At 65.4% G+C, this 18,170-nt stretch carries 18 protein-coding genes; 9 read left to right on the top strand and 9 right to left on the bottom strand.

The window, feature by feature from the left end; genetic code table 11:
* Positions 1-41 precede the first annotated feature (41 nt).
* Positions 42-800 carry a tetratricopeptide repeat protein gene (locus K408_RS0114170; protein WP_024339011.1) on the bottom strand — a complete coding sequence of 253 codons (759 nt, stop codon included), beginning with the start codon at positions 798-800 and terminating at the stop codon, positions 42-44.
* Between the two features lie 120 nt (positions 801-920).
* Here K408_RS0114170 and K408_RS0114165 point away from each other — a divergent pair, with 120 nt between their 5' ends.
* Positions 921-2,498 (top strand): cation:proton antiporter, encoded by a 1,578-nt coding sequence (locus K408_RS0114165; RefSeq protein WP_155248394.1) that lies wholly within the window; start codon positions 921-923, stop codon positions 2,496-2,498.
* A gap of 106 nt (positions 2,499-2,604) precedes the next feature.
* Positions 2,605-3,375: a hypothetical protein gene (locus K408_RS0114160; RefSeq protein WP_024339013.1), complete on the top strand. Its 771-nt coding sequence runs from the start codon at positions 2,605-2,607 to the stop codon at positions 3,373-3,375.
* A gap of 28 nt (positions 3,376-3,403) precedes the next feature.
* Here K408_RS0114160 and K408_RS0114155 read toward each other — a convergent pair whose 3' ends face one another.
* The 5 genes from K408_RS0114155 to K408_RS0114135 all read right to left on the bottom strand — a co-directional run bounded on the left by K408_RS0114155 (position 3,404) and on the right by K408_RS0114135 (position 8,535).
* Positions 3,404-4,210, bottom strand: a complete 807-nt coding sequence (locus tag K408_RS0114155) for an SDR family NAD(P)-dependent oxidoreductase (RefSeq protein WP_024339014.1) — start codon at positions 4,208-4,210, stop codon at positions 3,404-3,406.
* Positions 4,211-4,302: 92 nt separating this feature from the next.
* Positions 4,303-4,716, bottom strand: a complete 414-nt coding sequence (locus K408_RS0114150) for a DUF1850 domain-containing protein (RefSeq protein ID WP_035698080.1) — start codon at positions 4,714-4,716, stop codon at positions 4,303-4,305.
* The gene (locus K408_RS0114145) at positions 4,677-6,788 is read right to left on the bottom strand and encodes a TRAP transporter permease (RefSeq protein WP_024339016.1); all 2,112 of its coding nucleotides are present in this window, start codon (positions 6,786-6,788) and stop codon (positions 4,677-4,679) included. Before K408_RS0114145 ends, K408_RS0114150 begins: the two co-directional genes overlap by 40 nt.
* A 107-nt stretch (positions 6,789-6,895) precedes the next feature.
* Entirely contained in the window at positions 6,896-7,843 is a 948-nt protein-coding gene (locus K408_RS0114140; RefSeq protein ID WP_024339017.1) for a TAXI family TRAP transporter solute-binding subunit, read from the bottom strand.
* Positions 7,844-8,055: 212 nt separating this feature from the next.
* Entirely contained in the window at positions 8,056-8,535 is a 480-nt protein-coding gene (locus tag K408_RS0114135) for a hypothetical protein (protein ID WP_024339018.1), read from the bottom strand.
* A gap of 195 nt (positions 8,536-8,730) precedes the next feature.
* On the opposite strand from K408_RS0114135, the gene K408_RS0114130 reads away from it, so the two are divergent.
* Entirely contained in the window at positions 8,731-9,045 is a 315-nt protein-coding gene (locus K408_RS0114130) for a hypothetical protein (RefSeq protein ID WP_024339019.1), read from the top strand.
* A gap of 94 nt (positions 9,046-9,139) precedes the next feature.
* On the opposite strand, the gene K408_RS0114125 is transcribed toward K408_RS0114130, so the two are convergent.
* Both K408_RS0114125 and K408_RS0114120 read right to left on the bottom strand, forming a co-directional pair.
* Positions 9,140-10,363: a hypothetical protein gene (locus K408_RS0114125; protein ID WP_024339020.1), complete on the bottom strand. Its 1,224-nt coding sequence runs from the start codon at positions 10,361-10,363 to the stop codon at positions 9,140-9,142.
* A 56-nt stretch (positions 10,364-10,419) separates the two neighbouring features.
* A complete protein-coding gene (locus tag K408_RS0114120) occupies positions 10,420-11,046 on the bottom strand; it encodes an NUDIX hydrolase (RefSeq protein WP_024339021.1) in 627 nt (208 codons plus the stop codon).
* 68 nt (positions 11,047-11,114) lie between these two features.
* On the opposite strand from K408_RS0114120, the gene K408_RS0114115 reads away from it, so the two are divergent.
* The 6 genes from K408_RS0114115 (at position 11,115) to K408_RS0114090 (ending at position 16,588) form a co-directional block, all read left to right on the top strand.
* Positions 11,115-11,540, top strand: a complete 426-nt coding sequence (locus tag K408_RS0114115; RefSeq protein ID WP_024339022.1) for a PaaI family thioesterase — start codon at positions 11,115-11,117, stop codon at positions 11,538-11,540.
* A gap of 310 nt (positions 11,541-11,850) precedes the next feature.
* Positions 11,851-12,873 (top strand): aldo/keto reductase, encoded by a 1,023-nt coding sequence (locus tag K408_RS0114110; protein ID WP_024339023.1) that lies wholly within the window; start codon positions 11,851-11,853, stop codon positions 12,871-12,873.
* Positions 12,874-12,888: 15 nt separating this feature from the next.
* Positions 12,889-14,202, top strand: coding sequence for a tetratricopeptide repeat protein (locus K408_RS0114105; RefSeq protein WP_024339024.1), 1,314 nt, complete (start codon positions 12,889-12,891; stop codon positions 14,200-14,202).
* Positions 14,203-14,236: 34 nt separating this feature from the next.
* Positions 14,237-15,055 (top strand): CoA transferase subunit A, encoded by an 819-nt coding sequence (locus tag K408_RS0114100; protein ID WP_024339025.1) that lies wholly within the window; start codon positions 14,237-14,239, stop codon positions 15,053-15,055.
* Positions 15,056-15,799, top strand: a complete 744-nt coding sequence (locus K408_RS0114095; RefSeq protein ID WP_024339026.1) for a CoA transferase — start codon at positions 15,056-15,058, stop codon at positions 15,797-15,799.
* A gap of 210 nt (positions 15,800-16,009) precedes the next feature.
* The gene (locus tag K408_RS0114090) at positions 16,010-16,588 is read left to right on the top strand and encodes a hypothetical protein (RefSeq protein ID WP_024339027.1); all 579 of its coding nucleotides are present in this window, start codon (positions 16,010-16,012) and stop codon (positions 16,586-16,588) included.
* Between the two features lie 3 nt (positions 16,589-16,591).
* On the opposite strand, the gene K408_RS0114085 is transcribed toward K408_RS0114090, so the two are convergent.
* A complete protein-coding gene (locus K408_RS0114085; protein WP_024339028.1) occupies positions 16,592-18,151 on the bottom strand; it encodes an oleate hydratase in 1,560 nt (519 codons plus the stop codon).
* Positions 18,152-18,170 lie beyond the last annotated feature (19 nt).

Below are 18,170 nucleotides of genomic sequence, written 5' to 3'. Positions count from 1 at the left end.
CGCCTCTCTCCGTCGCCCAGCCGCAGGAGAGGCGGCACACCTCAATACCCATCCACGCCGTTGAGCCGTTGCAGCCGCTCCTGCATGGCCTTCTTCAGGTCGTATCCCGGTCGGCCGAAATCGGCATTGCGGCGCGCGATGAACTCATCCTGCTCGCGCTGGAGCGCCTTCGCTTCACCGGCATTGCGCGCCTCGCGGATCACGCGGGCGTTCGATGCAAAGATCTCCCTATCGAGGTCGGCGAGTTCGCGATTGCCGCAGATCGCCTTTTCCACCGCCCGGCGTGCTCGCGCGCAATTGAAACTGGGCTTGCCGGCGATCGCCATCTGCGCGCCGATCCGCTCGAGCTCGCGTGCCATCGCCTTGTGATTTGCCTTGGCCTTCTCGTGGTTCGGATCGATCCTGAGCGCGGCGCCGAAATCCTGCACCGCCTTGGGCTTGTCGCCCTTCTTGAGCCAGAGTTCCCCCCGCGCGTTGAAGACATCCACAAGGGTCGGATCAAGCAGGAGAGCACGGCTGTCGTCAGCGATGGCACGGTCGACTTGGTCGTGCCGCGCATAGAGCGCGCCGCGCGCGATCAGGGCCTTGATCAGGTCCGCCTTCGCCGTCTTCTCATTGTCGATCACGGCGGCGCAGGCCGTGGCTGCCTTGTCCAGGTCGTCGGCCGCGGTGGCCGCGAGGCAGGACTCGAGATCGACCTGCACCACCGCAACCGGCTCGCCGCCGGTCGCAGCATCGACCGACGCAAGCGAGAGGCCGTAGAGCAGCCATGCGCCGAACAAGTGGTTGAGAAAACGCATGCTCGTTTCAAATCGGAAAGTTGTCTTGAGGTCTTGCGTAAGCTCTAGCCTTGAGTTCTTGCCTTGAGCTCTTGCCTTGCAGCCGCATCATCCATCATGCGGCCGGATTGGTGCTAGCTTGTGGCGCCGCTCAAATCGGGTTCGGGGATCATCGTGTCGACATTCGAATGGATCATCGCGCTTCTGCTCGGCGCCGTTGGCTTATCGGCGCTGGCGCGACGGATCAAGGTCCCCTACCCGACCTTTCTCGCCATCGGCGGCGCGCTGATCGCATTTGTGCCGTCCAGCCCGTCCTGGACGCTGGAGCCCGGCCTGGCCTTGGCGCTTTTTGTTGCACCTGTCCTGCTCGACGCCGCTTACGACACCTCGCTGCGCGATCTGCGAAACAATTGGGTTCCGGTCTCGACCCTGGTCGTCGCCGCGGTCGGCCTGACCACGGCCGGCGTCGCCTTCGTCGCGCACCGGCTGATGCCCGACATACCCTGGGCCGCCGCGGTTGCGCTCGGCGCGATTGTCGCCCCGCCGGACGCAGCCGCTGCCGTCGCGATCCTGAGCCAGGTGAAGCTGCCCCATCGCATGGTCAAGGTACTGGAGGGCGAGAGCCTGCTCAACGATGCCAGCGCACTCCTGATCTATCACATTGCCGTCGGCGCCGTTGCCACCGAGCATCTGACCTGGGGCCAGGTTGCGCCGACCATGGCGCTGGTGCTGGTCGGCAGCGTCATCGCGGGCCTCGTCGCAGGCCGGATCATTCCGCTGTTCATGGAGCGGGTGACGGAGGCGCCAAGCGCGATCATCGTGCAGTTCGCCACCACGTTCATGGTCTGGATCGCCGCCGAGCATCTCGGCCTCTCCGGCATCCTCACGATCGTGGTCTATGCCATCACGGTTGCACGGACCGCGCCGGCGCGCATCCCGGCACGGCTGCGCGTGCCGTCCTATGCGGTCTGGGAAACGATGGTGTTCGTGCTCAACGTGCTCGCCTTCATGCTGATCGGCATGCAGATGCGGCCGATCTGGGCGCGGCTGGATGCGGACGTGCGCTGGGAATATTGCGTGGCCGCCGCCTCGATCCTCCTCACCGTGGTGCTGGTCCGGCTGTTCTGGGTGACATTCTATCGCACGACGCTGCGTGTGCTGGTCGCTCAAGGGATCTATCGTCCGAAGGATCCGAAGCAGATTGCCTCGGCCAAGGGCGGCCTGATCATCTCCTGGTGCGGCATGCGCGGCCTCGTCACGCTCGCTGCAGCCTTTGCCCTGCCGGAGAGCTTCCCCTATCGCGACTTCATCGTCTTCATCGCGTTTGCGGTGGTGCTGGGATCGCTGGTGATCCAGGGCCTGACGCTGCGGCCGCTGATCATCGCCTTCCGCCTCGAGGACGACGATCCGGTCGGCATCGAGGTCGCGCGCGGACGCGCGGTCGCCTATCGCGCCGCGCTCGATGCAATTGAAGGCGATCCGTCGGAAGAGGCCGAAATCCTGCGGCTCGAATATCGCGCCATCCTGATGCAGGCCGAAAACGATCCCAACGGCGGCATCGCCAATGGCGAGCTGCCTGCGGATCACCTGCGCCGCCGCGCCATCGAGGCCGCACGCAGATCGATTTTCGATCTCCGCGCCACCGAGGTGATCGGCGACGACGCGTTTCACCGGCTGGAGGAGGAGCTCGATCGCGCAGAATTGAGCGCAGGGGGATGATTCTCGCCGGTCCGGCAAGCACGCAACAGCGCGCAACGATCCGGGACGGCACCATACGGTGAACGGCCGGATTGAACCAAAGCCCGCCCTCGCAGACTCACCCCAGATGACGACCCTGATCGACGACCGTCGTGTCCGCGCGCGAGATGCGTCGCCTGCACGATACTTTTATCTGAACATGTCCCTGGCCTGCGCGGCCACTGCGTTTCTTGGCTTCGCGCCGACCTATTGGATGCCGCTCGCCCGTGGTGCGCTCTCCGCGAGCCCCGTGATTCATTTTCACGGATTCTTGTTCTTCACCTGGACACTCTACTTCGTGCTCCAGACCTGGCTCGTGGCTTCCGGCCGCGTGGTCAATCATCGCGCGCTCGGGATCGCCGGTGTCTCGCTCGCCACCGCGATGACGATCTTCGGCTTCCTTGCCTCGGTCAGCTCGATGAAGAACGCTGCCGCGCTCGGGCAGGCCGACGCCGGCATCACCTTCTCGATCGTGCCGATGAGCGGGATCGCGTTCTTCGCACTGATGTTCGTGCTGGCGATCATGAACACGCGAAAGCCCGATATTCACAGGCGGCTTATGCTGCTTGCCGCCGTTTCGATCCTGGACGCGGCGATCGCGCGCTGGTTCCTGACCTTCCTTGCGCCTCCGGGACCGCCCGGCCCGCCGCCGGTGCCGGTCACCATCGCGCCGGCCGTGGTCGCCTCGCTTCTGCTCGTCGTCGCCATGGTCCGCGACTGGCGCACCGAGGGCCGCGTGCATCCTGTCTATATCTACGGCACGCTCGCATTGCTGGCAGTGAAGGTGCTGAACTGGCCGATCAGCGAGACGGCGGTGTGGCACGCCTTTGCCGGCGGCATCCTGGCGCTGGCGCAATAGCTTTCGGCAGCAGAGGGTGAGGCGGTGGTTACGCTCCCGCCTTGCACGTGATCCCGCCGTCGACCACGAGTTCGATCCCCGTCACGTATTTCGACTCGTCCGAGGCGAGGAACAGCGCGGCGTTGGCGACGTCGAAGGCATCGCCCATATGACCCATCGGCACCTGCGCGTCGCGCGCACGCCACATCGCCTCGACGTCACCCTTGGCGTAGCTGGCGGCGAGGCCGGCGGAATGCTCCACCATCGGCGTCTTCATCAGGCCGGGCAGGATCGCGTTGACGCGGACATGATGACGCGCGAACTCGATCGCGGTGGTGCGCGTCATCTGGTTCATGGCCGCCTTCGAGGTGCCGTAGGTGACGTAGGAGATGCCCATGTGGCGGATCGAGGCGATCGAGGAGATATTGATGATCGAGCCGCCGCCCTGCTTCACCATGACGGGGATGACGTGCTTCATGGCGAGATAGGCGCTCTTGAGGTTGACGTTGAAGACGCGGTCCCAGCTCTCCTCGCTCACCTCGACCACGCTGCCCATCTCGGCGATGCCGACATTGTTGTCGAGCACGTCGATGCGGCCATAGGCCTTCAGGCACTCTGCCACCATCGTCTCGATCTCGGCGTGCCGCGAGACGTCGGCCGTGAACGGGATCGCCTTGCCGCCTTCGTCGGTGATGATCTTCGCGGTCTCCTCGGCGGCCGCGCCGTTGCGATCGACGCAGAACACCTGCGCGCCCTCGCGCGCGAAGGTCACCGCGGTCGCCTTGCCGTTGCCCCAGCCCGGACCGATCGAGCCGGCGCCCACGACCATCGCAACCTTGCCCCTGAGCCGATCCATCGTATGTCTCCCTGCTTATTCTTCTTGTAGCCCGGATGGAGCGCAGCGCAATCCGGGACCGCCGCCCCCGGATTTCGCTGCGCTCCATCCGGCTACGGTTCTTTACAGATGCTCATCTTGGTGACGTTAGCACCAATGGGATGGCCGACAATCTCCGAAAGCGTCCGGCATTGTCCGTCAACGCACAGCCGCCACTCCCCCGCCGCGCCCGAATTGCCAAGCACGACCTCCGGCGTCGGAGCACGCTGCGGCCGCCATTGAAACCAGCCGTCGACCAGCCGCGCCTCGGACGGCGGCTCCATGCCGGGGCCGGTGCCCTTGACGCGGGCCTGCACCAGTTCGAGGCCGGCGGGCGTGACACGCCAGTCTTCCTGCCAATCGACCTTTGCGATCGAATGCGTCCATACAAGCGTGAACGCGGACATCGCCAGCGCCTTCACGGAGCCTGCCGTTGCGAGGCAGAGGCTCACACGGCCTCGACGGGCGCCGACGGACGCTGCCGCCATTGCCACAGCACGAGCGCAGCGGCGAGCACGAAGCCTGCAGTGTCGCTGAAGGGGAATTCGCCGAGCAGGCAGAACGCCCCGCCGAGCGCGACCAGGCGCTCGATCAGCGTCAGCCGTGTGAACAGGAACCCGATCGCGACCATGCCGAACAAGCCGATCGCCACCAGCGCCTTCAGGCTCGCCAGCGCCACTGCGCCATAGAAGCCGAGCTTGGCCGCCATGGGATCGCCAGCCTGCAGCATCAGGGCGGGCGAATAGACGAAGATGAAGGGGATGACGTAGCCGGCGAGCGCGATGCGCATCGCCTCCCAGCCGATCTTGTCTGGATTCTCCTTGGCGATCGGTGCGGCCGCGAGCGCGGCCAGCGCCACCGGCGGCGAGAGGTCGGCCATGATGCCGTAATAGAACGCGAACATGTGGCTCGCGATCAGGGGCACGCCGAGTTTCGCGAGCGCCGGCGCGGCAAGCGCGGCGGTGATGATGTAGGTCGGGATGGTCGGAATGCCGGTGCCGAGCAGAATGGACAGCAGCATGGTCATGACCAGCGCCAGGAACAGGCTCTTCTCGCCGAGCCCGATCACCCAGCCGCCGAAGATGGTGCCGACGCCGGTCTGCGACATCATGCCGATGATGACGCCGACGATGGCGCAGGCCATGCCGACCGTGATGGCCGATTTTGCACTCTCGGCCAGCGCATCGCGGCAGGCGCGCAGCGCCGCAAAACCTCCACGGACGAACGCCGTGATCACGATCAGGCCGACCACGACCGTAGCAACCGGCACGATCTGGAGGCCGTCGCGCGACAGCGCGGCGACGACGAGCGCGAGCCCGATCCAGAAGATGTAGCGGATCACATTCGAGGAGGCGCCCGTCGTGACGGCGGTGCCGAGGATCAGCGTCACGGTCAGCGCAAGGCCCATGCTGCCGGCATAGAGCGGCGTGAAGCCCTCGAACAGCATGTAGACGAGCGCGGCGAGCGGCAGCACGAGATACCAGCGCGCCACCAGCGCCTTCCAGGCGCTCGGGATCTCCGAGCGCTTCATGCCGACGAGGCCATGCTTGCCGGCCTCCAGATGCACCATCCAGAAGGCCGAGGCAAAATAGAGCATTGCGGGGATCGCAGCCGCCTTCACGATCTCCGAGTACTGAACGCCAAGCGTTTCCGCCATGATGAAGGCGACCGCACCCATCACCGGCGGCATGATCTGTCCGCCCATCGAGGCCGTCGCCTCGACGCCGGCGGCGAAGGCGCGGCGATAGCCGAACCTGATCATCAAGGGAATCGTGAACTGGCCGACGGTGACGACGTTGGCGACACCCGAACCGGAGATCGTGCCCATCATGCCCGAGGCGAACACCGCAACCTTGGCAGGTCCGCCGCGGGTGCGGCCGAACAGGCCGAGCGAGACGTCGGTGAAGAGCTGGATCATGCCGGCGCGTTCCAGGAACGAGCCGAACAGGATGAACAGGAAGATGTACGTGGCCGAGACGTAGATCGGCACACCGTAGAAGCCTTCCGTGCCGAACGACAGATGGGTGATGACCTGGTCGAAATCGTAGCCGCGGTGATTGAGCGGCGACGGCAGGTACTGGCCGAAGAACCAGTAGACCAGGCAAGCCCCGCACATCAGCGGCAGCGCCGCGCCCATCAGCCGCCGCGTGCCCTCGAAGATCAGCACCGCGAGCAGCGTGCCGACCACGAGATCAAGCCGCGTTGGATCGCCGTCGCGCGCGATCAGGTCGGCATAGAAGATCCACTGATAGAGGCCGCAGTAGAAGCCGGCGCCGCCGATCACCCAGCCGGCCGCGCGGCCCAAATCGCTTCTCGCGGTGAAGTTTGCGATCAGGCCGAAGGTGAGCAGAACGAGGAAACCGACATGGACGCCGCGCACCACCTGGCTCGGCAGATAGTTGAAGGCGGCGACATAGAGCTGGAACACCGCAAAGGCGATGCCGATCCAATAGGCGAGCTGGCCCCACCTGCCCGGACCAAAGCCTTCGGGGAAGCCATGCTCGAAATTGTCAAACTCGACCTTGATGGGGGCCTCGGTAGCCTGTGCCTGCGATATCATATTTCCCGCGCCCTGAAATCGTCATGCCCGGGCTTGACCCGGGCATCGATCGAAAGATGAGTCCTGGAGGATGGATGGCCGGGGCAAGCCCGGCCATGACTCCTGTGCTACTTGATCAGCCCCTTTTCCTTGTAATAGCGGATCGCACCGGGATGCAGCGGAACCGGGCTGCCATTGGCCGCCGTCTCGAGCTTGATCTCCTTGCCCGCCGCATGCGCGTTGACGAGCTCGGGCAGCGACTCGTAGACCAGCTTGGTCATCTGGTAGGCGAGATCGTCGGACACGGCGGAGTTCGTGACGAGATAATTGATCACGGCCGCAGTCGGCACGTCCTTGTCCTGGCCGCTATAGGTGTTGGCCGGAATGACCGCGGAAACGAAGGGCGGGCCGATCTTGTCCACCGTCTCCTTCGGCACCGACACCACCGTGATCGGGCTGGAGGTCGACAGGTCCTTCAGCGAGGCGACGCCGAGCCCGGCTGATTGCAACGTGGCGTTGAGCTGCCGGTTCTTCATGAGATCGACGGATTCGGCGAACGGCAGATATTCGACCTTGCCGAGATCCTTGTAGCTCATGCCGGCGGCGCCGAGGATCGCGCGCGAGTTCAGCTCCGTTCCCGACTTCGGCGCGCCGACCGACAGGCTCTTGCCCTTGAGGTCGGCCAGCGTCTTGATGCCGCTCTCGGCGGTGGCGACGATCTGGATATAGTTCGGATAGATAGCGCCGATCGTGCGCAGCTTGTCGAGCTTGGTCTTGAAGCCCGCCTCCTCCTCGCCGTTCCAGGCGGCTTTCAGCGAGTCGCCCAGCGTGAACGCCAGCTCGCCGCGGCCCTGCTGCAGCAGGATCAGGTTCTCGACCGACGCCTTGGTGGCCTGCACCTGCGTCTTCACGTTCGGAATCTTCTCGCCGTAGATCTTCCCGATCGCGACCCCGAGCGGATAGTAGACGCCCGAGGTGCCGCCGGTCAGCACGTTGATGAAGGATTGCGCCTGAGCGCAAGGTGCCGACGCCGCCAGAGCAATAGCCGCGGCCACGCCGAAAATCGTCCGTTTCATGGTTGTTGTACTCCCCAAACCGGCGGCGAAATTGGCCGCATCAGGGGTGCGGGTCAACCCATCCAAAAGGCAAAACAGGACTGCGGCAACGGGCCGATCCGGCTCGACCTTGGGAACCCGCGGGGTGCGGCGAGGTGGCGCAGGAAGCGGAGGAACACCTCTCCCGTTTGCTGGGCAGGGATCGAGGCGAGGCTGCCCCGTCGCCGACGATCCTACTGGAAGGTCATGTCCAGGCACTTGGAGATGTCGGAGCCGAGCCCGGACGAGATGATGATGCAGCCGCGCACCTTCTGCGCGCCGACGTCGGCGGCCCAGACCGCATAGCCGCCGGGACCGAAGAACGAGTTGGTGTTCGGCGGCTCGGTCTCCGTGGCGTCGAAATCGTACTTGCCGTCGGTTTCGAAGATGCGTGGCTTTTTGATGCAGCCGCCGTCGGTCTGGACGTTGATGACCTCCTTGTTGTCGCGGGTCAGCGCCAGCGAGACCTGACAACGGAAATATTCCGAGGTCCTGGTGTTGAAGAGATAGGTGTAGGATTTGCAGGTCGCCGTGTTCAGCTTGCCCGGGGCAAGGCCGCGGCTGCACGAGATGCGCTGGTTGTGACTGAGCTGGTAGTCATCGGCCCGGGCCGCCGGCGCCAGCGCGGTCAGCGACACCAAAGCAGCCCAGCAAAGCTTGAACACATGGCGCATCCGAATCATCCCTACCGATAATCTTGTCGAGTTGCGTTCTAGACGGAAAGCGGAACATAGTCGCGAGGGGCCGAAGGGAAAATCACAAGCTGCTGGGCAAGTCGTGATGCGCTGCGGCGCTTTCGCAAATTGACCCGGACATGTCGTTCGTGATTTGTTCAGGGCCGGACGCCCCAAGGACGGGGAGGATCGATCATGGCATTTTCAACCAGCACATTTGCACGCGTTTCGGGTGCGCTCTTGCCGATGCTCGGCGCGTTCGCCGCGCCGGCATTCGCGCAGACGGCGACACCGTGGGAGCTCAGGCCCGACATGGGCTATGCCTATGACAGGGACGGCAAGACCTATTCCTACAAGATGGGCACCAGCAACGCCGGCGAGTTGCTGAAGGGCGCCAAGAAGGTGCCGAAAGGCACGCTGTTCTTCATCGGCCAGAACGGCCAGCTCTACATGCGCAGTGGCCCGTATCTCGAGGGCGACGGCAAGTTCAAGTTCGGCCCGGATCAGTAAGGCGACGGCGAGTGGGCCTCAATCGAGACTCCGCGGCCCACTGGATGCCCCGGTCAAGGCCGGGGCATGACAGCGGAGCTTGGCGGGCACAGGGCTAAAACGCCGCCGCCAGCTCCCTCGCCCCGGCTTTGCTGCTGTTCGCATCCATCCGCTGGTCCGTCACGGCCAGCAGCTTGGCCACCGTATTGTGGCGGATCGCGACCGGGTTTCGCTCATAGCCGCCGCGCTGGAAAAAATTCGAGGTCGGCACCTGCTCGCGCATCGCCTGCGGCATCGTCACCATGTCGAGGCCCGTGCCGTCGCCGGTGAGGTTCATCATCTCGAGCTCGGCCGCGGAGAGCGGGCGGGAGTGGCCCTTGGCGCGCGCGAACAGCACAGAGGTCAGCAGCTTGTGGGTCTGCAGCATCGGCCCGATGTCGATGTCGAGGACCATCGCATGCATGGCCCAGCCTTGGGGAGTCCTGCCCATCTTCTCGTGCTCCGACCAGGTGTCGGGCACTGACTTCGCGTGCGCCACCATTTTCTTGAGCACGGCGAGCTTGTGCTCCAGCGCATGGCGCGCCGGCCCCGGGGTCCGCGTGACCTTCTCGGAGAGCGCGCGAATGAGCTCATGGCCCTGCTCGGCCAGCAGCTCGACGCTGTTGGTGGTGAGGAGCTGGTTGTAGCCCATCGCGGTCGAGATCGCGCGCTTGCCGCCATGCTCGATGCCGGCCTGCACGTCGTGAGTGCCGGTGCCGCCGGTCTCGAACGCGTAGACCCGCACCGCCTGCTCGCGCGTCAGCCCGGATGCGAGGGCGTAGCGGGCATAGGCGCGCTTGAACTCGACCTCGCTGGTCGGCCGTTGCGGCGTGAACCGGTAAAGCTCCTGCGCCGCGCGCAGAAAATCGGCGGTCACCGGAATCGGTTTCCGGGGCCGCTCCGGCGTTTCCTCCGGCTCGGGATTCACCGGCTTCTTCGGCCCGTTATAGAGCGGCGGATGCTCGAGAACGTAATCGTCGAGCGTGATCTGCTGCCCGCTGCGCCGCTTGGCGTTGCGCGTCTTCCGCTTCTCGTAGATCTGGCTCCAATAGGCGCCGGCCTCAGCGTCGAAGGCTGCGCGCGCGGCCTGGTACTCCGCGAGCTTGCGGCGATATTCGAGCACGGCCGGCGAGGCGCCACCTTGCGCGAAAAACTGTGACAGCAGCTGGGCGTTGGCATTGCGGACGGCCGGCGGCAGCACGTCGGCCTCGGCGCGCGCGGCGGGCGAGCTCAGGACAAGCGCGAGCTGAACCAGCGCAAGGGGAACCAATGCCTTGGGCTTTCGAAAGGAATGATGCATGCAGCTCTCTTAGCAGGCATCGGGTAACCGTTGCGTTAACGCGCCGTTTACCATCGTCACTTCCAGGCAAACACCGGTTGTTCCAAGTCTGTGACGCGGGTCTGCCGACCCGCGAGCACCTCGCGGAACTGGTAGATCAGCGCCGCGGTCGGGGCGTGGATCAGGCTCATCTGGTGATGGAAGCGAATCACGCGACGGCTGCTCTCGGGAATTGCGACGAAGTCGAAAGCGTCCTCGCGCTCGATCGTGGCGAGCGCGATACGATGGACGGACGCGACCTCGTCCAGGTTCGGCTTGATCGCGGCGGTATCGGGAGCCCACACCACGACCGGCGTGATCAGATAGCCGGAACGCGTCGGATAATCGTCGAGCGTGCCGAGCACATCCGCATTCGTGAGGCGAAGGCCAAGCTCCTCGTCGATCTCGCGGAGTGCGGCTTCGACCGGTGTTTCGCCAGGGTCGCAGCGGCCGCCCGGCAGCGCCCATTGACCGCCATGCGCGCGCAGATGCGATGCACGCAACGTGAGCAGTAGCGCCGTGTCGTCGCCGTCGCTCGCGGTCAGCGCGACAGCCACCGCGGCACGCTTCAATGCCGCCGGCGCGCCGTCCTCCGGCAGGCGCGCGAAGGCCGCGCAGGCAGCCGCGATATTCCGTCTTGTGGCATCGTCGAACGGTCTCATGATGCTTGACTACACTACGTCCGGCCTCGATGAAATGAGCTCGCAAGGCCCGCACAGGAATGGACGACGACATGACCAACAAGGCCGCCGCAAGGCTGAAATCGGACGGCTGGAGCATCCTGGAGACCACGGGCTTCCTGCACCTGATCGGCCCCTTGTGGGAACGCAAGGTCGACGGGCATCACGAGTTCGCACTCGCCACCGAAGACAAGCATCACAACCGCCGCGGCATGGTCCAGGGCGGCGTGATGATGACCTTTGCCGATCGAACCTGCGGCATGACCGCCCGCTACGTCTCCGGCAAGGATTACCTGGCAACGGTGCAGCTCGACACCCATTTCGTCGAGGCCGGCCAGATCGGCGACGTCCTCATTTCCCGCCCCCGCGTGGTGCGCTCGACCCGCAGCCTGATCTTCATGAGCACGGAGGTGACGGTGGATGGCCGCTGCATCGTCATGGCCAATGGCGTGTTCAAGATACTGAAGGGGCCGGGGTAGGGATGGTTTGGTCAGGCCGTCACCGTCGCAGCCACACCCTCCGCTGTCGTCCCTCGACTAGCCGGGTGCCCGGTACGCCGCAGCCTCTCGATTCAATCCCGATCGTCTCTGGAATGCTGGATCGCCCGATCAATTCGGGCGACGACACCGGCTAAGGGGCATGAGCGCTCCCCACACGATCATTGTGAGGAGCTCTTGCGACGAAGCAATCCAGCATCTTTCCGCGGATGCAGTTCTGGATTGCTTCGCTGCGCTCGCAATGACGCCGCTGGCTGGCTATGCTGCCGGGACCGAACACCGAGGACAGCCCATGCAATACCGCCAGCTCGGCCGCAGCGGCCTGAAAGTGTCGCCGATCTGCCTGGGCACCATGATGTTCGGCGGGCCGACCGATGAAGCCGCATCGAAGCGGATCATCGCCAAGGCACGCGATACCGGGATCAACTTCATCGATACTGCGGACGCCTATTCGAAAGGTGCATCGGAGGAAGTCGTGGGGCGAGCGATCGGCGACAATCGCCATTCCTGGGTGCTCGCGACAAAACTCGCAAATCCCATGAACACGGGGATGGGCAGCGATCCCAATCGCGGCGGGCTGTCGCGGCGCTGGGTGTTGCAGGCCGCGGACGAAAGCCTGCGGCGGCTCGGCACAGATCACATCGACATCTACTATCTGCACAAGGAAGACCACGCGACACCGCTGGAAGAAACGGTGCGCGCGATGGGCGACCTGATCCGCGCGGGCAAGGTGCGCTACTTTGGAGTCTCGAACTACCGCGCCTGGCGCGTCGCCGAGATCTGCAACATCTGCGACCGGCTCGGCATCGACCGCCCCGCGGTGAGCCAGCCTTATTACAACGCCATGAACCGCATGCCGGAGGTCGAGCACTTTCCGGCCTGCTCATACTACGGTCTCGGCATCGTGCCCTACAGTCCCTTGGCGCGCGGCGTGCTCACCGGCAAATACAAGCCGGATGCAGCGCCCGACAAGGAGACGCGCGCGGGCCGCAACGACACCCGCATGATGCAGACCGAATGGCGACCGGAATCGCTTCAGCTCGCGCAGGAGATCAAGACGCATGCGGAGCGCAAGGGCATCACCGCCGGCCAGTTCGCGGTCGCCTGGGTGTTGAACTCCGCTTTCGTCTCCTCGGTGATCGCCGGTCCCCGCACCGAGGAGCAATGGGACGGCTACATCGGCGCGCTCGACTATCGGTTTACCGCAGAGGACGAGGCGCTGATCGACAGGCTGGTGGCGCCGGGCCATCCCTCGACGCCCGGCTACAACGATCCGGCCTATCCGATCGAAGGCCGCCGCGCGCGGACGGCGTGAGAACGGGAGACCACGATGACGCTCGAAGATCGCTACGGCCTACCGCTCTCCACCTCTTCGCACGAGGCAGCAAGCGCCTATCGCGAGGGCGTCGACCTCATGCTCGCGGGCTGGACCGGCACGGCGGAGACGCTGGAGCGCGCGATTGCGACGGACCCGGATTTCGCGCTTCCCCATATCGCCCGCGGCCGCGTGCACGCCTTCTACCAGCAGGGCGATCTCGCGCGCGGAAAGGCGGCCCTGGCGCGCGAGCTCGTGGCCAAGCGCGGCACCGAGCGGGAGCGCTCGCACGTCGAGACGCTGGCGCTCGCGATCGAGGGCCGGCTGCCGGACGCGATCGCTGCGATGCGCAAGCATGTCGAGGCATGGCCGCGCGATGCATTGGTGCTGTCGCTGCCGCTCGGCGCGTTCGGCCTGTTCGCCTTCTCCGGCATGGCCGACCACGATCGCGCCCGGCACGAACTGTGCGAGAGCGTCGCGCGGCATTACGGCGAGGACTGGTGGTTCCTCACCATGTCGGGCTGGGCCATGACGGAAAACGGCGACGTCGCGCGCGGCCGCGCCGTCACCGAGCGCGGCTTCAACCTGCGCCGGCAGAACGCCCACGCAGCGCACGCAGTGCTGCACGCGATGTTCGAGGACGGATCGATCGAGGCGGCCGACCGCCTCGTCGACGAATGGATTCCGGGCTACGGCCGCGATGGAATTCTGCACGGCCACATCCGCTGGCATCAGGCGCTCGGCGCGCTGGAGCATGACGATGCGGCGCGCGCGCTCGCGATCTATGCCGATGTGCTTCAGCCGGCCGCCACGAAGGCGCCACCGCTCAACCTCGTCACCGATGCCGCCTCATTGCTGTGGCGTCTCACGATCTACGGCCATACCGTGCCGCAGGCGGTGTGGCGGGAGGCCGCGGCGGCCGCGCAAGAGCTGTTTCCGAAGTCGAGCCTCTCTTTTGCCGACGTCCACATGGCGCTGTTCGCGGCGGCAACGCAGAACCACCAGGCGCTCGCCGCGCGTCTTGCGGTGATCGAGCAACGGCTCGCTGAAGGTAAGCTGCCGGCCGGCGCGGTGGTGCCGGCGATCTGCCGGGCGCTCGCGGCTTTCGCCGAGGAGGATTACGGGACTTGCGTACGAATCCTCACACCGGTCCTCACCGAGGTGGCGCGGATCGGCGGAAGCCACGCCCAGCGCGAATTGATCGAGGACACCTATATCGTCGCGCTGATGCGCGGCGGGGAGTTGCCCCGCGCCCGCGCTCTGCTGGACGCCCGCTTGCACCGCCGGCCCTCCCTGCGTGATAAGCGCTGGCAGGCGGCGATGGCTTGAGGCAGGATGCAAAAAAACCGACCGGAGGACACCCATGACCGAAATCGTTGCGCTTGAGGCGCTGGCTGCACGTGTCGAATCCGGACAGTCGCTGGCCGTCCCCGTGGACCGCTCCGGCGTCGCGATGGCCGCGACCGCCGCGATCATCGCTGACGGCATCGACAATCTTCATCTGGTCTGTGTCCCCATCAGCGGCATGCAGGCCGATCTCCTGATCGGCGCCGGCGCAATCAAGACGCTCGAAACCAGTGCCGTCTCGCTCGGTGAGGCCGGTGGCGCGCCGCGCTTCGGTGCTGCAGTGCGGGCCGGCTCCCTGACGCTGCGGGACGCCACCTGTCCCGCCATTCATGCCGGCCTGGTAGCGGCGCAGCACGGCGTGCCCTTCATGCCGATCGCCGGCATAATCGGCAGTGACCTGCTCGAAGTGCGGCCCGACTGGAAGGTGATCGACAGTCCGGTCGGCGAGCCGCGCAAGGTCGTCGTGGTGCCGGCGATCAAACCCGACGTCGCACTGTTTCACGCGCCGGAGGCCGACCGTGCCGGCAATGTCAGGATCGGCCGCTTCCGCGAGCTCGCCACCATGGCCTATGCCGCCAGGCGCACGCTGGTCACCGTCGAACGCATCGTCGACCGCAATTTGCTGGAGACGGAGGATTCCGCCGCCGGCGTCCTGCCTTCGCTCTACGTCGACGCCATCGCGGTCGCCGAGCGCGGCAGCTGGCCGCTCGCGCTGTGGGACGAATATCCCGCGGACGAGGCGGAGATCGCACGCTATACGGCGATGGCGCGCAGCGAAGACGGCTTTCGCGCCTATCTCTCCACGTTCCTGTCACATCGCAAGCAGGTGGCGTAAATGCAGTCCGAGCACGAGCGCCGCGAGCTCCTCATTGCCACTATCGCCGATCTGCTCGACGGCATCCGCCACGTCGCGGTCGGCGCATCGTCGCCAATTCCCGCCGCCGGCGCGATGCTGCTGCGCGCGCGGAACGCGCGCGACGGCAAGCCGCCGGTGCGCATCTCGATTCTCGGCTCGCAGCGGCACAATTTCTTCACCAATGGCGGCATCGAGCTGTTCGACTGCGCCGCGCAAGGCCGCGTCGACGCGTTCTTTCTCGGCGGCGGCCAGATCGACGGCGAAGGCAACATCAATCTCGTCGGCACTGGCGATTATCCGAGAACCGACGTGCGCTGGCCGGGCTCGTTCGGCTCGGCCTATCTTTATCACCTGATCCCGCGCGTGATCCTGTTCCGCGAGGAGCATTCGCCGCGTGTGTTCGTGCCAAAGGTCGATTTCGTCAGCGCCCGGGCAACCACGCCGGAAGTACCCCGCCGCGGCGGCCCCTACGCGCTTCTGACCAACATGGCGCTGTTCGATTTCGATCGCGAGGCGGGCGGCTTCGCCTTACGCTCGGTGCATCCGCCCTTCACCCCGGCAGACATCAGGAAGAATACCGGCTTCGACTATGCCGAGCCGGAGGTCGTCCGCGAGACGCCGAGGCCCGATGGCGCAACCCTGGATTTGCTGCGCGGGCAGATTCTCGACGAACTCGCCGAGACTTATCCGGCCTTTGCGCGGAGCATGACGCAGGCGGCGTGAATCGTGCCCGCATCTGCCACGAAAAAAACACCGGCCTAGCGGCAAGTGCCGGCGGACAGGTTGGGCGATCGGGCGAATCGCCGTTGGGGTGACGCGGTGGTATTCCAGGCTGGTCTTACAGAACGAACGGGATCGCGACTCATTCGCGGTTCGATGGCCGCCGGACGAAGCTTTCCGGCCGCCACATCCTATTGTCGCACGAGCCGAACCATGCGCCTCCGCTCAGTGGCGCTTGCCGCCCTCCTCACGACGCTGGCAAGCCCTTGTTTTGCCGAGGCTTCCAAGCCCATCCCGGTCAACAATCCGCAGGCCCAGCAGAACGCCTTCATCGATCTCCTGGCTCTGATGTCCGGCCACTGCAAGACGCTCAAGGTCGCGGGCCGCACCTTCGCGTGCAAGACCGTGGCCTATGCCCACGGCGACAAGGGTCGGGTCAACTTCGCGGTCGCGGTCGACGACCCCTCCGACGACAGCCATGTGGTGTCGTTCTCCGGGGAGAACGGCAAGCGCGCCGACGACAATTCCTACGAGCTGCCGATCGACCGCATGCTGCTCAATTCCAAGGACCGCCCCAGGGTCGACGGCCTGCCGGTGCCGGCCGAGCAGACCTCTACAGGCATCTGCCGCCAGACCGGCAATTTCGCCGCCAAGAAGGTGAACGACGTCACCTGTTCAGCCACCGACAACCAGGGTCGCAAATACGAGCTCTTGTTCGTTTCCGACGGCACGCCGGTCAGCGTGCGCCGTATCCGCCAGTCGGCACCGTCGATCCAGGACCCGTTCAAGTAGTGATCACGTGAACGCTTTCTCCAGCGTCGCGAAGATCACCGACAACGACTTGTCGTGCCGCGTCACCGGCGGCACCGGGCGGTCGATCTTCATGAGCTGATAGACCGCCATCTGCGCCGCACGTACCGAATATTCAACGGTGAACACGACGTCGTCGGGGATTTCGACGAACTGGCTGACGAAGGCGAGATTGACGGAATTCCTGGGCACCGGCAGCGGCCGGTCGGCCAGATTGCGCGGCATGAACATGCTGGTGATGTAGGGCATGCGGCAGGGAATGCAGATCGCATCCTCCAGCACGACGGGATCGAAGTTCAGATGGCCGCAGAGCTCCTTCAGGATCTCGGCACCGCCGCAATCCGACATCGGCTTGGCGACGAAATTGCCGACGCGGTCGGGATGCAGCGCGTAGCCCCAGAACACCTGCACATTCTTCGGCTGACCCGCGAAATGAGGCTGGTGATAGAGCACAACCGACATCAGCCAGTTGGAGTCCTTGAACGTGACGAGGCCGCCGGTGCCGGCCCTGTTGCCCGAGAACGCTTCCATCCGGTCGAAGAACCGGGGATCGCGGCAGGTGACGGTGAAGGACAGCCAATAGGATTCGGGGATCGAACTGTTGAATACCGACGGGTTGCCGAACTCGGGACGTCCCTGCGCGACCGTCTCCCACAGCGCCCAGCCCTGGCTGTCGGCCTTGGTCAGGCGCGGCGGCGGCTCGGTCATCGTGCCGAGGCTCGAGGCGTCCGTCATCGAGCCGTTCTGGAAGAACACGATGTCGTCGTCTTCGAGCCGGACATTGGCCGTGCGGCTGTCGCGGTCGAGCGTGAGCTGGCGCACGCGCAAGCGCGCCCCGTCGGTCTCGATCGCCATGTCGGTGACGCGCGTGCCGCGCACGAACTGCACGCCCTGGCGCTTGAGCCAGTCGGCGAGCGGCCGCACGATCGCGTCATACTGGTTGTAGACGGTGCGCTTGACGCCGCCGAGCGTCTCGATGCGCGGAAACTCGTTCATGAAGCGGTGCAGATAACGCTTCAGCTCGATCGCGCTGTGCCAGGGCTGGAAAGCGAAGGTGGTCTGCCACATGTACCAGAAATTGGACTCGAAGAAGCCGGGCGACAGCCAGTCGGTGATGCGGCTGTTGCCGAGCGCCTCCTCCGAAGCTTCGGTGAGCCGCAGCAGCTCGAGCCGGTCGCGCGCGGAAAAGCCCATATGCGAGACGTCGATCTTGAAGCGGTTGCGGTCGACCAGGCGTGCCCTGGAGTGCGCCGGGTTCTCCACGTTGAACGCGACCGTTTCGTCGCGCACGCTGAGACCGGGATGCTCGAGCGAGGGAATGCTCGAGAGCAGATCCCAGGTGCATTCGTAGTGGTCGGTTGTGAGCATGCGTCCGCCCCGCAGCGAATAGGCGCCGTTCGCGAGCTGCGCGCCGTCGAGGCTGCCGCCGACCAGCGGCTGCGCCTCATAGATCACGATGTCGCGTCCCGGCAGCTGCGCATCGCGCACGAGGAACGCCGCGCCTGCGAGCGATCCGATGCCACCGCCGATGAAATACGCCTTCATGACTTGCCTCGATTGCAGT

Source organism: Bradyrhizobium sp. in8p8 (assembly GCF_000426845.1).
GTDB lineage: Bacteria > Pseudomonadota > Alphaproteobacteria > Rhizobiales > Xanthobacteraceae > Bradyrhizobium > Bradyrhizobium japonicum_C.
This window is presented reverse-complemented; position numbering and strand designations above follow the sequence as displayed.